Below are 15,721 nucleotides of genomic sequence, written 5' to 3'. Positions count from 1 at the left end.
GTCACGATCTCCGAATTGCTCCCACTGTTTCAGTGGGTGGCCGTTTCCCCCCCGCTTCCCTCAATAAATTGAACCTGTTTTCTGCGACACGAATCGCCGGAAGCGCGCACTTGATGGCTAGAGACCACCTGTGTGCCCGCTCCCGAAAGTGAAGCAAAACAAGCCTATGAAGCAGTCCCTTCCCGCCAAGCTACTGGCAATTCTCCTCACAGCAACGATTGTCGGCCTTGGATTAGGCGGCACCCTGCCTTCACCCGCATTTGCGACGACGCCGGGAACCCCGGGAGTGCCACAGGCTGGTACGCCGGTCTACACCGAGGACTTCTCCAACCAGAACGCGACGTCGTCCGCCATCAACATCCTGAACTACACCGGTGGTGCGGCCGCCGCCAACATGACATACACGGCGGACCCGCAGTACACGCCTGCCGGGAATCAGTGCAATGGGTGGATCCTCAACTCATTTACGCCGCAACCGTCATGGTCAGCCGACAGCGGATGTGCGAACAATGCGCCGTCAGCGTGGCAGAAACTTCAGCAGATTGCCGTGCAGCTCGGTTTGGCGCAAGGCCAGACCGCGGCACAGGCCGCCAGCAACCAGGCCCTTTCGGCGTTCACCAACTCCCCGACCGGCCAAATTGCCGCAGGCACCGAATTCAAGACGGCCAGTGCGAACGCAATTCCGGCCATTCCGGGGCATTACTACGCAGTCTCCGCCTATTTCGCCGCTATGAACTGTCCTGCGGCGGGCGGCGCAAATCAGCCGAAAGAGACGTTCTCCCTCATCGTGAACGGCAACCCGATTGTGCTGAGCTCCGGGCTGAACCCGTGCACCGACCCTACGAATTGGGCGACTCAGGTGACGAAGCTGCAGTCCGCCGCTTATCAGATACCGACGGGGTCCACGGCATCGCTCGGCTTGTCACTGTATAACGCGACAGCAACCGGTAGCGGCAACGATGTGGCGTTCGACCTGCCCCAGATCCTCGACGTCACCCCGCAGTTAGACAAATCGTTCAGTCCAGCGCTCATTGCCCCCGGCCAGACGTCCACGGTGGCGCTCACGGTGACCAACACCAGCGACCTGAAGGCGAAGAACGACTGGAGTATCACCGACACGCTGCCTGCCGGCGTCGTGATCTCCCCTAACCCCGCGATCGGTGGAACATGTGCCCAGGTGACCGGCGCAGGGTTCGTCCGCACTGCGACTGCCGGCTCGAACACCTTCACGGCCACGGGCGGTGATCTTGCCGTGGGGCAGGCATCCTGCACCATCACGTTCAACGTGACCGCCGCGGCGGAGGGGACGTATGTCAACGGCCCGGCAAACATCGTGACCAACCTCAACCCGCCGGCGAACGCCTCGCTGACCGTCCGGGCGCCGCGGATCACCCTGACCAAGGCGCTCGGGGCACCGCGCGGTGCGGCAACGGACCAGTTCACCGTCCAGATCCGCACCGGCGGGGCGACAGGCGCGGTGGTCAACAACCCCGCGAACTCGACCACGACAGGTACGGGATCGTCAGTAACTGCGGGAAGCGGCACCACCGGCGCTTACGTGGCCACCGCCGGAACAACGTACACCCTGACCGAAGCGGCCGCCGGAACGGCGAACCCAGCGAACTACGCCGGCACCATCACGTGCACGGACTCGTTCGGCCTGCAGACCGGGTTGCCGAACGGCGCAACCTTCACCGGATCGCTGGCCATCACGCCGGTGGCCGGAGCCAACATCGCCTGTACCTTGTCAAACACCGCCCAGCCGGTCATCAACGCAGCCAAGCAGGCAGGTGCGGTCACCGGTCCTGATACGGGCGGCAGCTTTGTCGCCAACTACACCGTCACCGTCTCCAACACCGGCTCGGCGGCCGGGACCTACGGCACCCTGGTCGACACGCCGGCGTTCGCTCCGAACCTTGCTGTCACGGGTGCTTCCTGGATAACGTCCGGGGCCGGGGCTCCTGCCGGCGGCTCGTCCCCGACCTCCGGCCCATACGCGCTGGCACCGGCCGGTTCGGTCATCGGTGCGGGAGTCACGCACACGTTCAACCTGGCCGTGACGTTCCACTACACGAACACCAACCAACCAGCGGCGTGCGCGGGCCCCGGCACCGGCCTGTTCAACTCGGTCTCCTTGCCAGCGGGCCAGGAGCAGGGCCCGACGTCGGACAACACCGCCTGCGATTCCGTCACGCCCCACCTGGTGGCCTCCAAGAGGGTGGACCCGGGGGCCGGGACCATGGTCGGGCCCGGGCAGGTCCTGAGTTACTCGCTGGCTTTCGACAACACGAGCGGCACCGCCCCGGCCACTGTCAGTTTTACCGACTGGCTCGGGGACGTTCTGGATGCCTCGAGCTTCGTGGCCAACTCCATCACCACAACCTCCACGGCCGGGACTCCCTTGCTGGTGGCGAACAACTCGGGGGCAGCGCCGAAAACTCTGGCCGTCACGGGCACCGTGGCTGCCGGCGCGAAGAGCGTCGTCACGTATCAGGTGAAGGTCAATAGCGCCGGCAACCTGGGTGATGCGTCGCTCGAGAATTACCTGACACCCTCAACCACCATCACTCCGCCGACATCGTGCCCGGCCGGCAGCACCACCTGCACCGTCAACCCCGTGGGGGCGTGGACGCTGGACAAGACGGCCTCCCCGGCCTCGGGAACTTACATCAACCCGGGCGACCCTAGCGCGAGCAGGGTGATCACCTACACGGTGACCGCCACCAACTCCACCATTAACCCCATCACCGGTGTCATCCTCTCCGATGACCTGAGCCAGGTCCTGGACAACGCCACGTTCACCGCCGGTTCGGCGAAGCTGACCGTCAATGGCGGTATACCCCTCGCAGTCCCGGACCCGGGTGCCGGCAGCAAGCTGGTCACCCCCTCATTCACCCTCCCCGGCAACGGCGCGGCCGTGTTGACCTACTCGGTGATGGTCAACACGAATGCATGGCTCGTCACCCTCAAGAACGGGGCAACCGGCACCGGGGTCATCCCTCCGGCACGATGCGTCACTGGCAACACGGCTCCGCTTGACCCTGCATGTTTCACCACGAATCCCACCACGGGCCACCTGTTCGTGCAAAAGGCAGGACCCGGGACAGTCCAGGGTTCCACCGTCCCGCTGACTGGCTCGACCTTTGAGGTCCACAACGATGCTGCCGGGCAAATGGGCCCCACCGTGATCGGAGTGAACGGTGCAGTGTCCGGGTCACCCGGGCTCATCGAGGTCAGGAATCTGCTTCCCGGGACGTACTGGCTGCTCGAAACCAAAGCCCCGGACGGCTACTCGCTCCTGGCCACCCCGGTGAAGTTCACGCTTGGGGCCAACGGCAGCATCGCCCTGGACCCGGCCACCGCAGGAACGTCGGTAACAGCAAACGGTTCGACCATCAAGGTTCTGGATATGGCGTCCGTCAAGCTTCCATCCGCCGGTGGCCCAGGTACTGCCGGCTTGTTCGGCGGAACCGTTCTCGGGATCCTCGCCCTCATGACTTCCCTCGCCCTCATCATCTTCAGGCGAGCGGACAAGACCCCACAAACCCAGACTCCTTAGCGCAGCTCCGCGCACATCAATGGGGGAAACAATGAAAGGAACACGATGAAATCATCGAAGGTGAGGCGCGGCATAATAGCCTCTTTAGCCGCAATAGCCTCAGCCGGGATGCTCGCCCTCGGAACCGGAGGCGCACACGCGGCGAACACCGCGAATATCGATCCGTCCAAGACGGGTTCGCTGACCATCCACAAGTACCAGAAGCCGGCGACGGCGACTAACCTGCCCAACGATGGAACGGCACTGACCCCGGCCCAGACCGCGGCACTGACCCCGATGGCGGGGGTGACGTTCACGGTGCAGAAGGTCAACAACATTGACCTGACGACCAACGCGGGCTGGACCGCCGCGGCCGCCCTGACGCCGGCCCAGGCCGCAGCGCAGGCAGCCAGCCCCGGCACGACCACCACGACTGACGCGGCCGGAACAGCCACCCTGGGGAACCTTCCCCTAGGCCTCTACCTGGTGACGGAAACCGGCTACCCGGCCGGTGTGACTCCTTCGGCCCCGTTCCTGGTGACCCTTCCCATGACGGACCCGGGCAACCAGAACAGCTGGATGTATGACGTGAACGTCTACCCCAAGAACGCCGTGACCACCGCGACGAAGACCGTCAACGATGCCTCCGTGCTCAAGCTCGGCGACAACGTGCAGTGGACCATCACCTCCGACATTCCCAACGTGAACCCGATCGATGGGTACCGGATCGTTGACAAGCTCGATTCGAAGCTGAGCTACACCAACTCGACGGTGGCGCTCTCGAACAACGCCGCGTTGGCGCTGAACACGGATTACACCGTCGTGTTCGACACGGCCACGAACACCCTCACGGTCGGCTTCACCGCCAGCGGCCGGGCCGTGCTGGCCGCGAACCCCACCGCGAAGGTCCTGGTCACGGTGAACACCACCGTGAACACGGTCGGCGAGATCACGAACACGGCCCTCGTCTACCCGAACGCGGCCAGCTTCAACATCACCCCGGGCCAGCCCAACGGCCCGGTCGTCACACCCCCCGTGGCGGTGACCAAGTGGGGCAACATCGTCCTTCACAAGCAGGACTCCCAGAGCTCCGCCGCCCTCGCGGGCGCCGTGTTCTCGGTCTACCCGAGCCGGGCTGATGCCCTGGCCGGCACCAACGCGATCAGCATCGCCGGTGCCAGCTCCTGGACCACTGATGCCAGCGGCAACCTGGTGATCTCGGGCCTGCGCTACTCCAACTGGGCCAACGGGGCAACAGTGAGCCCGGGCCAGCCCGGCTACCAGAGCTACTGGCTCGTGGAGACTAAGGCCCCGACCGGGTACGCGCTGCTCGCCCAGCCGGTCGAGACCACGGTCACCAGCGCTGATCCGTCAGTGGTCACAGTGACGATCAACAACGTCCCGCATAACGCCGGGTTCCAGCTGCCCCTCACCGGTGGTGTGGGAACCTGGGCCCTGACCGCCGGAGGGATCCTCGTGCTGGCAGGCGCCGGTCTGTTCACGGTCACCGGCCGACGAAAGCGCAACGAGGCAAAGTAAACACCCCTCGGTGACCCGCATCCCTTGATGCAGGGTATGGGGCATCCACCACTACGGTGGATGCCCCATACCGCTCCCGTCCATCAAAGCTAGAGGCCCCAATGACCCAAACCCTCAAGGAATTCATGGAGGGTTCCGAACCCGGCCCGGAAGGCCCTCCTCGGCGCGATAGGGCCCGGAGACCGGCGGCGGGAAGCAAGCGCATCCGATCAGGTCTTGCTGACCGCAGACTTGTCACGATGATGGTCATCGCCGCCATCGGCCTGGGCCTGGTCCTTTACCCCCAGGCAGCGGACTGGTTCAGCTCGATATCCCACAACAGCCAACTTTCCGGCTACGCGCAGGAAGTCGAACAACTCGAACCCTCGGCCCGGACGAAAGTGTTGGACCGGGGACGCGAATACAACTCCAGGATCCCCACCGGACAACTGCGGGACCCGTACTCGGCCCAAGCCCCGATGCCGGCGTTGGAAGGGCAGTTGCGGGATTATCAAAGCCAGTTAAACGTAGCCAACGACGAGGTGATCGGAAGACTCCGCTACCCCTCCCTGAACATCGATCTCCCGATCTTCCACGGAACCAGCGACGACGTCCTGGCCAAAGGCGTGGGACACCTCTACGGCTCCTCCCTTCCCGTAGGCGGCCCCGGCACGCACAGCGTCCTGACGTCACACTCGGGGATCCCCAACGCCGAACTCTTCAACCCACTCCACCACGCGAAAACCGGCGACGTCTTCTCCACCGAAGTCATGGACCACACGTTCCTCTACAAGGTCAACAAGATCGAAGTGGTCAAACCGGACGACATCTCCTCCCTGAAAATCACCGGAGGCGAGGATCAGATCACCCTGATCACATGCACCCCCATCGGAGTGAACTCGCACCGACTCCTGGTCCACGCCTCCCGGATCGCAGACATCCCCAAAGGCGCCCCGGAACAGAAAACCCTGGCAGGACGCCAAACCAACATCGGATTCCCCTTCTGGGTGGTCTACTTCATCGGCGGCTTGCTGGCCTTCTACCTGGCTTCCCGTGCCTGGAACCGCCGACGAAGCCGATAATCCAAAGGCTTCGGGCACTCAAGGGCCCGGGGCACATCTACCTCGAGACAAGGAAGTACCACAATGGCCTCACAATTCAATCTCTACGTTGGCGCGGACGCCCGTCTGCGGTTCCAACTCGCCACGGGAAATGGGGACGTGCTTCTGACCTCCAAAGCTTTTGAGGACGAGGATGCGGCAATCGCAGCGATCTGGTCCGTGCGCGAGGCCGCGGCCCACGGGCGCATCGTTGATCTCACCGGTTCGATGCCGGAGAACCACTCCGCGGAATAGGTCACGGCCCCGGCATTGAGCCAGTCCATCTCTGATTCAGCGGATATCCAAATGATTGTCATGGCATTGCTAATAACGGCGGCAGGTGTCGTCGCCCTAGCCGGGGTCGTCTTTGTGTTGCTGATCGCTCCGCTCGTCGCGTTGGCAATCCGGTGCCGGCGCGTCAGGAGAGAGCAAGGCAAAGGTCGGCTTCGACGGCCTTCCGGAAATATCTTGCGACGTTCGCGACACGATTCGCACCCCAGCGACACATAGTTAGTGCCTGGCATAAGAGGGAGTGAGACTCCTTGCGGACCTGTTGGGGGCCGCTACGGAGGCGTCCATTCTCGATGGACCGGCATGTCAGGCCGTGCCCCATGCGGTCGTGCGCCCCCATGCGACCCACGGCCAGGGGGCACGTGTAGGGATCGAAGGATCCCTACACGGCGTGCGGCTGGATCTGAGACCCCCAGCCGCACGCCACTCAGCGCACGATGCGCAAGGTGCGCACCTCGAACGGCCGCAGTCGCAGCTCGCCACCGAGGCGCGGATCGTCCAGGGCGTCCTCGATAAGGCTCACCTCACGCACCTCGCGGTGCGGGAAGTCCACCGACAGCTCGCCGTTCGTGCGACGACCAAGCGACTCGTAGACGCGCACGATAAGGTCGCCCGAGCTATCGTCGGCGAGCTTCACGCCGGAAACGACGATCCCTTCGCCCTGGACCGAGACCAGCGGCGCGACGTCGTGACCGCCTCGGACTACGGTCCTTGGGGCGTTCAGCTCGATGCCCGCTTGGGTGGCCTCGGCAGGACCAGCGCCGATCACCATGCCGATCGTGATGACGTGCCGTCCGTGGTCGGCGTCGGGGTCAGGGAAGCGCGGTGCCCGAAGCAGCGAGAGCCGCACGGTTGTCGTCACGGAATCGTCCGCCACCTCGCGGGAGGTGTCGTAGCCGTAGATCGAGTCGTTCACGAGGGCGACGCCGAAGTCGTCCTCGCGCACCAGCACGAAGCGGTGCATCGACGTCTCGAACTTCGCTGCCTCCCAACTCGTGTTCGTGTGCGTGACGCGCGACTGATAGCCGAACTGGGTCTCGGCCTCGGAGTGTGCCGCCTGCACGTCGAGTGGGAACGCGAGCTTGAGCAGCTTCTCGGTCTCGTTCCAGTCGATGTCGTTGACTATCTGCAGCGTCCGCGAGCCGGGTGCCAGCGTGATCGTCTGGGTGATGGCCGACTTGGAGAACGTGCGGTCGATGACCACTTCGGCGCCCGCCTCGGTGAGCCGGGAGCAGATGCATGTGACATCGCGCAGTTCGGTGACGCTGTTCCGGTAGTAGCGGTCAATGTCCCAGGCGTCCCACATGTTCGGGAAGTCCTGGTGCAGCTGCAGCAGGTTCGCAGCGCGGCCATCGGCGACGGCGTCGCGTCCGGTCCGCAGATCTACCGCGGAGACCACGAGGCCCTCTTTGGAGATGCGCACACGCACGAGCGCGTTCTCAAGCACGATGTCGTCGCTCGAGTCGTCGAGCGTGATCTGGTCATCGGAGGCCGCGACCGAGGTGGCGCCGAGCGGCAACGGACCGGCAACCGACGTCGGCGAGAACACGAGCTCACGGTCTCCGTCGCCGGCGAGCGATTGGCGCGCGGCATCCGAGATTGCCCGAGCACCGGCGATCACGTCGTCGAGGACGGCGACCGCCTCGCGGTGCACCCAGGCGATGGAGGTACCGGGAAGGATGTCGTGGAACTCGTGCAGCAGCACCTGCTGCCAAAGCTGCTCGAATTCAGCCTGCGGGTACTCGATCCCCGTGCGGACGTCAGCCGTCGCCGCCCACAACTCGGCCTCGATGAGTGCGTACTCGGCCCGGCGGTGGCGCGACTTGGTCCCGTGCTGGCTGGTGAGAGTGCCGCGGTGCAGTTCGAGGTACAACTCGCCGACCCAGACAGCCGGGTGCGGGAGCTCTGCCTTGGCTGCGTCGAAGAAGACGTCGGGATGTTCCCAGACGACTTGGGCGCTTCCCTCAAGGTTCTGAAGGCGTCGGGCGCGGCCCGTCATCTCGCGCGTCGTGCCGCCGCCGCCGTCACCCCAGCCCACGGGCGCGATCGACCGGGAGCTGACCCGGTTCTCTTTGAACTGGCGCGACGCCTTGGCGACCTCCATCCCGCTCAGCTGCGAGTTGTAGGTGTCCATAGACGGGAAGTGCGTGAAGATCCGCGAGCCGTCGATGCCCTCCCACAGGAACGTGTGGTGCGGGAAGACGTTCTGCTGGTTCCAGGAGATCTTCTGAGTGAAGAACCACTCGAAGCCGGCGCGGCGAATAAGCTGCGGCAGTGCCGACGAGTAGCCGAAGCTGTCGGGCAACCAGACCCCCTTCGAGCGGAGGCCGAACTCCCGCTCGAAGAACCGCTGACCGTGCGAGAACTGCCGCACCAGCGACTCACCCGTCGGCATCACCGTGTCGGACTCGACCCACATGCCGCCAAGCGGGAGGAAGCGTCCGTCGGCCACAGCGGCCTTCACCCGTTCGAACACCTCGGGGCGGTGCTCCTTGAGCCACGCGTACTGCTGCGCGCTGGACATGCCGAACTGGAACTCCGGCTGCTCTTCCAGTAGCGCCGTCATCGACGACGAGGTACGGGCGACCTTGCGGATCGTCTCGCGGACCGGCCACAGCCAGGCGGAGTCGATATGTGCGTGTCCGATGGCCGAGATGCGATGGGCGCTGGCCTCGGCGGGAGCCGCGAGCACGTCGGCGAGCTTCGCGCGGGCGTCCGCAGCGGTTGCGGTGATGCGCTGAAGGTCGAGCACGTCGAGGGCGTCATCCATGGCCTGTAGGATGCGCATGCGCCGCGGCGAGGTGGGCGGAAGCTCGGCCTGCAGCTCGAACAGCACGTCGATGTCGAGCGAGAGCTCGAAGACCTCCTGCTCGAAGACAACCAGATCCATCCGGCGCGTGCGGTAGAGCGGCTCCGCAGACGAGGTGAGGATGTCGCCCTCCTGCGTCGGGAGGAAGGGATGGTAGTCGAGCAGCACGGGGTTGGATGCCGCTTCGAGGTAAAGTTCGACGGCCTCGTCGCCGTCGGCCGCCTTGGTGACCGGGATCCACTGGTTGCGGGGGTTGACGCTCTTCACCGGAGTGCCCGCGGCACGATAGACGAGCGCCTCGCACTGGAAGCCTGGCATGTTGATATCGAACCCGAGGTCGACGACGGCTTCGACAGGGCGCCCTGCCCACTCGGCCGGCACGCGCCCGGTGAGGCGGAACCAGGTGGTGCCCCAGGCGGGACCCCATGGCGCTCCGACGCACCACGGCGCGTAGTCGAGCGCGAGCCCGTCAGCGGGGCTGATCGGCTCCCCGGCGAGCTCGTGGATCTCGACGGCCAGAGGCACGGATGCCGAGTGGATCGCCGGTCGGATGCGCTCCTCGAGGACGCGCTTGACGCGACCGATAGTGAGCGGGGTGTCATCATGCATGGGCTGTTCTCCGGGCTCGACGCCGATGGTTTTACTAAAACGCTCCAGAAAGCTAGATCATCGGGTCGGTCATCCCTTGACGCTTCCCTCTTCGACGCCCTTGAAGAACCACTTCTGCAAGACTGCGAACAGCACGATGATCGGTACGAGCGCGATCATCGTTCCCGCTGCGATCACGCGTGGGTTCGCCGCGAAATTGGAGCTGAGATATTGCATTCCGACGGTCAGCGTGTAGCTCGCAGGATCTGAAAGCACAACAAGGGGCCAAAGGAAGTCGTCCCACGCGCCGATGAACGCGAAGAGCGCGACGACGGAGACCATGCCCCGCACGTTCGGCCAGACGATGTGGCGCAGGCGCTGCATCGTGTTCGCGCCGTCGATGGTTGCCGCATCCAGCGTGTCCGACGGGATCATGCGGCAGGCGGCCGTCATCAGCAGCACGTTGATCGCCCCGATCGCCCCGGGGAGGAACACACCCCAGAGCGTGTTCGCGAGCCCCAATGACTTCACCGTGAGGTACTGGCTGGTCAGGGTGACTTCGGCCGGGATCAGCAGCGTGGAGAAGAAGATCGCCAAGACGACCCACTTGAAGCGGAACTTCATCGTGCCCAGCGCGTAGCCGCCGAGCGTCGCGAACAGGACGTTGGTAATCACCGTGCCGACGCCGACGAGCAGGGAGTGCCAGGCGTAGTCGACCACCGGAATCGTGCGGAACACCTCGGCGTAATTGTCGAGGGTCGGCGCCGCCGGGATCAGCGCGGGCGGGAAGTCGTAGATGTTCTCCGACGCCCCTTTGAGCGAGGTCGACATCTGCCAGAGGAAGGGGAACACCATGAGCGCCAGCACCCCGAGAAGCAGCGCGTACTTGCCGATCAGGCCACCGAGCGAGGGTTTCATGATATCCGCGGAACCGCGGGTACGGTAGGGATTCTCCCGCGGTGGCTTCACCGTTCTACTCGTCTGGGTCGCAGTCATCGCCGGGCCTCCTGTACTGTCGCTTCGCGTTTGGCCTTCGCGGCTTTGGCCCCGCGCCTGCTCGCCAACGCTTCGCGGATGGTGTCACTGTTGTTCACGATCCCGACGATCAGCAACGGAACGAGGGTCAGCAGGAACAGCACGAGCGAAATCGCGGAGGCGTAGCCGATCTGGCCGTTCAATCCCTTGCCCATCGACTGGACGAGCATCACCATGCTCATCGCCCGCCCGCCGGGTCCCCCCGAACCGTTGGAGAGCACGTAGAGCTCGGTGAAGACGCGCGTCGCCCCCACGCACACCAGCACCGATACGATCATCATGGGTCCGCGTACTCCGGGGACGGTCACCGACCAGAATCGGCGCCAGCGCCCGGCGCCGTCCATCGCCGCCGCTTCGTGCAGCTCGCGGCCCACGTTCCCGAGGGCCGCCAAATAGACGACCATGTAGTAGCCGAGCCCCTTCCACACCGTCAAGCCGATGGCACATCCGATCAGTAACCAGCGGTCGGAGAGGAATTCGACCGGGCGGTCGATAAGGCCGAAGAAGTTCAGTGCGGAGTTGATCGTGCCGCTGCCGGAGAAGAGGAACTCCCAGACGATCGCCACGACCACGGCGGAAGCTATCACCGGGAAGTAGAAGGTGGTACGGAAGAACCCGATCGCCGGCACCTTGTTGTGCACGAGCAGTGCGAGCAGCAGCGGGAGAAACGTCAGCAGCGGCACGCACACGACGACATAAATCAGCGAGGTTGTCAGTGCGTAACCGAAGCGGTCGTCCTCAAGCATCTTGTCGAAGTTCGCGAAGCCGACGAACTCCGCTGGACGAAGGGGGCGGGCATCCGTGAACGCGAGTGCGATCGTGTTCAGGAATGGCCAGATTGCGAACACGACCATCCAAATCACACCGGGCAGCACCAGCAGGTACGGTGTGTACCAGCGCTGTAGTCTCACGGCGAACGCCCCCTTCATCTCGTCGTCGCCGGCTTAGCTGGCCACGTTCTGCTTCGCGTACGCGACGGCCTTGTCCAGCGACTCCTGGGCAGAGATTTCCCCCTTGACCGCGAGGGCGATCTGCTGTTTGGCGTAGGTCTCCATCGCCTCGGTGAACTTCGGGGCTCCCATCATCCGGGCCTTGTTCATTTGCGAAGCGGCCAGGTCAGTGGCGACGCCCTGCATCTTGTTCTTCGCCGTCTCGGTGAACGCGGAGGGGTCTTCGTTGGCGTCCCTTGTTCCGGGGAAGAATCCTGGGGCGAGCTTGACGAACGCGATCTGGTTCTTGGTGTTTGTGAGGAACTCTGCGAAGGCAAGCGCCGTGGCGGAGTTCTTCGACTTCGCCGAGACGCTGATGCCCTGCACGAACAGCGGCGGGTTGCCGAAGCCATTGGTCGCCTCGACGCTCGGCAGGATCGACGGGGCGTTCACGGAGACATCCTTGTCGATGTAGTTCGGACCTGAGGTTGTCCAGGCCACGGTGCCCTTGTTGAAGTTGTTGACGTTGGCATTCGCGGTTCCGGCGTTCTGCAGGGCCTCGGGCGTGATCGCCCCCAGCTTGTAGAGTTCGGCGTAGCGCTGGATGATCGCCGCGGCTTCGGGGGTGTTGAAGACGAACTTGCCGTCCTTGTAGATATCGAGCTTCCCGCCCCGGTCGGACACCATGATTTGCAGCGACTTGGGGCCGGGCACATCCGAGATCGTCTGCACGCCGCCCGTTGCGAGCTTGGCCGCGGCGTCCAAGGTCGCGGCGTGCGTCTTCGGGGGCTCGGTCACTCCGCCCTTGGCGAGAAGCTCCTTGTTCCAGTAGTTCAGTTCGGTGCCCAGGTACCAAGGGAAGCCGAACGAACCGTCGAGGCCGTCGAACTTGTAGGCGCCGACGCCGCCGTCGACGTAGTCGCCAAGGATCTTCGACCCTTTTTTCAAGTCGACGAGTTGCCCGGCCGAAGCGAGCGAGTATGCGTACTCCGGCGGAAGGTTGACGACGTCCGGGAGTTCACCGGACCCGGCCTGCTGCAGGATCTTGTCCTCGTAGCCATCGGCGGGCTGGTCGATCCATTTGACCGTGACGCCCGGGTGCTCCTTCTCGAACGCCTTGACTACGCCCTCGAAGTAGGGGGTGAATTTGTCGTTCTTCAGCGACCAGGTCTGGAACGAGATGTTCCCGCTGATCTTTCCATCGCCACCGGAAGCGCTGGGCGAGGAGGCACCGCCGGTGCAGGCGGTGAGGGCGAGTGCTGTGGCCACCGCGATGCATGCGGCGACAGTGGTGCGGATCTTCATGGACGTTCTCCTTCGAAAGGTCCAGGCTGCTACGTCTTGGGATGGGTCACAGTCACAACCTGCTACTAAAGCGATATAGTGGCCACAGCTTGCCACACAGAGCGTTGAATAGTCCAGTGCCGGACAACACCGGCCGGACATTGATTCCCCGGAAAGGACCGCGATGAGCCGCCCCGTCGCCCCGCTGCGCTTCGGCGCCAACTACACGCCGTCATCAGAGTGGATGCACGCGTGGATCTCGCTGGATCTCGGCGAGGTGCGCCGGGATTTCGCCTCGCTGGCAGCGATCGGCCTCGACCATGTGCGGATCTTCCCGTTGTGGACGCTGCTCCAGCCCAACCGCACGCTGATCCGCGAGAAGGCCGTGGACGACGTCCGCGCCGTGGTTGACGTTGCAGTGGAATTCGGACTGGATGTCAGCGTCGACGTCATCCAGGGGCACCTGTCGAGCTTCGACTTCATCCCGTCCTGGCTGTTTACCTGGCACGACAAGAACATGTTCACGCACCCCGATGCCCTGAGCGGACAGGTCGAGTTGGTCACCCGTCTCGGCGAGCGACTCGGCGACGCCGACAATTTTCTCGGGTTTACCCTCGGCAATGAAACCAATCAGTTCTCCGCACCGAGCCACCCGTCCCCTTGGCCGGTCACCGAGGCCGAGGCCGCGAACTGGATCGCGACGCTCCTGGATGCCGCGCACAGTTCCGCCCCTGCGCAGCAGCATGTGCACAGCGAGTACGATGCCGCGTGGTACATGGACGGACATGGCTTCACGCCCGCCCTCGCCTCCCGCCTCGGGGATATGACTACAGTGCACTCGTGGATCTTCAACGGCACGGCGCAGCAGTATGGCGGCCGTTCCGTGGCATCCGACCGCCACGCCGAGTACATGATCGAACTCGCCCGCGGGTTCGCCACCGACCCCACTCGTGCGATCTGGCTGCAAGAGGTCGGCGCCCCCTCGAACTGCCTGACTCCTGCGCAGGCCCCGGGCTTCCTGGAAGCGACGCTGCGCTCCGTCGCACGTACCGAGAACCTCTGGGGCGTCACCTGGTGGTGCTCGCACGACGTAAGCCGAAGCCTCGCGGACTTCCCCGAGTTGGAGTACACGCTCGGTCTCGTCGACCAAAACGGCGTGGCGAAGCCGATCGGACGCCGCTTCGCCGAGCTCATTCCGGAGCTTCGCGAGCGGCAGCCCACCCCGGCGCGCACCCTCGGCATCGTCGTCGAGGTCGACGAGAACGCGACGCCGATCAGCCGCGGCGCGATGAGTCCGGGCGGCGCGATCTTCCAGGCCTGGGTGGACGCCTGCACAACAGGCGCTGACCCGGCCATCGTCACGTCGATCGACGCCGCGAAGCCCGAGGTTCTCGCCGCGCGCGGCATCACCGAGCTCATCCGCCCCGCAGTCAGCCGGACCGCTTACGCCTCCCGGAACACCGTCGTCTGAGACCTAACGCGGGACGGCGGTACTCTCGCGGACAGTGAGCTGCGGCATGGCGCCGATGCGGTCCGCAAGTACGTCGGGGGCATCGATCTGCTCAAGCAGGAACGCCGCTGCCATCGCCCCGAGCCCGAACGTATCGCGGGTGATGCAGGTGATCGACGGGTGCACGAGGCCCGCGACGACCGAGTCATCGAAGGAGGCGACGGAGAGATCCTTCGGCACGGACACCCCCATCTCCTGCGCGACGCGAAGGCCGGCGATCGCCATCACGTCGTTGTCGAAGACAACGGCCGTTGGCCGCTCCAGTCGACTCAAGAGGCGGCGCATGGCCGTGGATGCCGCGGCTGGCGAGAAGTCGGTGGCGATCACCTCTCCGCTCACCCCGCGTTCACCGAGACGGGCGAGCACCTCGGTGCGCAGGCGCGTGTGTTGGAACTCCGCAGGACCGGCGACATAAGCGATCGATCGATGACCAAGGGCGCCGAGATAGTCGAAAAGGGAGTGCGCCACCTGGCTGTCGTCGAGCCAGATCGTCGCCGGGTGCCCCTCCTCGGACGCATGGCTGCCGAGCACCACCGCGGGGAGAGTGAGATCGCGCAGCACCGGGAAACGCGGGTCATCGTCACGAGGATCGATGACGATGACTCCATCGACCTGGTTGGCGCTGTGCCAGCGGCGGTATGTCGCCACTTCCTCCTCCATCGAGGAGACGAGCACCATCTGCATTGCGATGCGGTTTTCCGCGAGGGCTGACTGGACGCCGGCGATGAGGTCGGTGAAGAACGCCTCCGCACCGAGGGTACCTGCCGAGCGGTTGACGGCGAACCCGATGACCCCGGCGCCCGCGCCGCCGAGCGCCCGCGCCGCCGAGCTCGGAAGCCACTGGTGCTCCTCGGCGATGGTGAGGATGCGCTTTCGTGTCTGCTCACTGACGCCCGGTCGCCCGTTCAGCGCGAACGACACCGCCCCCGGCGACACTCCGGCCAGCCGGGCGATGTCCGTGATGGTCACGCGCTTCGTTTTGTTCATGCTTCAACTGTAGCGATACAGAGTGATCTCAAAACTAATTCTGTGCACAGCAGTCTGCATCTGCTACCGTTTTACTAAATCGCTATAGTTGCACCCACCCGGGTATCTTCACGGGATTTCGAAGATGCCTCT

10 protein-coding genes are annotated in these 15,721 nt (G+C 64.6%); 5 read left to right on the top strand and 5 right to left on the bottom strand.

Going from position 1 to position 15,721, the window contains the following annotated elements; all coding sequences use genetic code 11:
* The first annotated feature begins 166 nt into the window (after window positions 1–166).
* The 4 genes from AC4CS3_RS15945 to AC4CS3_RS15930 all read left to right on the top strand — a co-directional run bounded on the left by AC4CS3_RS15945 (window position 167) and on the right by AC4CS3_RS15930 (window position 6,411).
* Window positions 167–3,559, top strand: a complete 3,393-nt coding sequence (locus AC4CS3_RS15945) for a DUF7927 domain-containing protein (protein WP_490784290.1) — start codon at window positions 167–169, stop codon at window positions 3,557–3,559.
* 45 nt (window positions 3,560–3,604) lie between these two features.
* Window positions 3,605–5,077 (top strand): SpaH/EbpB family LPXTG-anchored major pilin, encoded by a 1,473-nt coding sequence (locus AC4CS3_RS15940; RefSeq protein ID WP_490784289.1) that lies wholly within the window; start codon window positions 3,605–3,607, stop codon window positions 5,075–5,077.
* Between the two features lie 239 nt (window positions 5,078–5,316).
* A complete protein-coding gene (locus AC4CS3_RS15935; RefSeq protein WP_490784288.1) occupies window positions 5,317–6,138 on the top strand; it encodes a class C sortase in 822 nt (273 codons plus the stop codon).
* 63 nt (window positions 6,139–6,201) lie between these two features.
* Window positions 6,202–6,411, top strand: coding sequence for a YegP family protein (locus AC4CS3_RS15930; RefSeq protein WP_490784287.1), 210 nt, complete (start codon window positions 6,202–6,204; stop codon window positions 6,409–6,411).
* A 463-nt stretch (window positions 6,412–6,874) separates the two neighbouring features.
* Here the strand turns inward: AC4CS3_RS15930 and AC4CS3_RS15925 are convergent, their stop codons facing one another.
* From AC4CS3_RS15925 to AC4CS3_RS15910, 4 genes are all read right to left on the bottom strand, one after another.
* Window positions 6,875–9,865 (bottom strand): alpha-mannosidase, encoded by a 2,991-nt coding sequence (locus tag AC4CS3_RS15925; RefSeq protein WP_490784286.1) that lies wholly within the window; start codon window positions 9,863–9,865, stop codon window positions 6,875–6,877.
* 69 nt (window positions 9,866–9,934) lie between these two features.
* Window positions 9,935–10,840 (bottom strand): carbohydrate ABC transporter permease, encoded by a 906-nt coding sequence (locus tag AC4CS3_RS15920; RefSeq protein ID WP_490784285.1) that lies wholly within the window; start codon window positions 10,838–10,840, stop codon window positions 9,935–9,937.
* Window positions 10,837–11,790: a carbohydrate ABC transporter permease gene (locus tag AC4CS3_RS15915; RefSeq protein WP_490784284.1), complete on the bottom strand. Its 954-nt coding sequence runs from the start codon at window positions 11,788–11,790 to the stop codon at window positions 10,837–10,839. Before AC4CS3_RS15915 ends, AC4CS3_RS15920 begins: the two co-directional genes overlap by 4 nt.
* A 33-nt stretch (window positions 11,791–11,823) precedes the next feature.
* On the bottom strand, window positions 11,824–13,113 hold the full coding sequence (locus AC4CS3_RS15910; RefSeq protein ID WP_490784283.1) for an ABC transporter substrate-binding protein: 1,290 nt from the start codon (window positions 13,111–13,113) through the stop codon (window positions 11,824–11,826).
* A gap of 163 nt (window positions 13,114–13,276) precedes the next feature.
* Here AC4CS3_RS15910 and AC4CS3_RS15905 point away from each other — a divergent pair, with 163 nt between their 5' ends.
* The gene (locus AC4CS3_RS15905; protein WP_490784282.1) at window positions 13,277–14,563 is read left to right on the top strand and encodes a glycoside hydrolase 5 family protein; all 1,287 of its coding nucleotides are present in this window, start codon (window positions 13,277–13,279) and stop codon (window positions 14,561–14,563) included.
* A gap of 3 nt (window positions 14,564–14,566) precedes the next feature.
* Here AC4CS3_RS15905 and AC4CS3_RS15900 read toward each other — a convergent pair whose 3' ends face one another.
* A complete protein-coding gene (locus AC4CS3_RS15900) occupies window positions 14,567–15,589 on the bottom strand; it encodes a LacI family DNA-binding transcriptional regulator (protein WP_490784281.1) in 1,023 nt (340 codons plus the stop codon).
* Window positions 15,590–15,721 lie beyond the last annotated feature (132 nt).

It is taken from the genome of Arthrobacter sp. SE2, from assembly GCF_058244265.1.
This window is presented reverse-complemented; position numbering and strand designations above follow the sequence as displayed.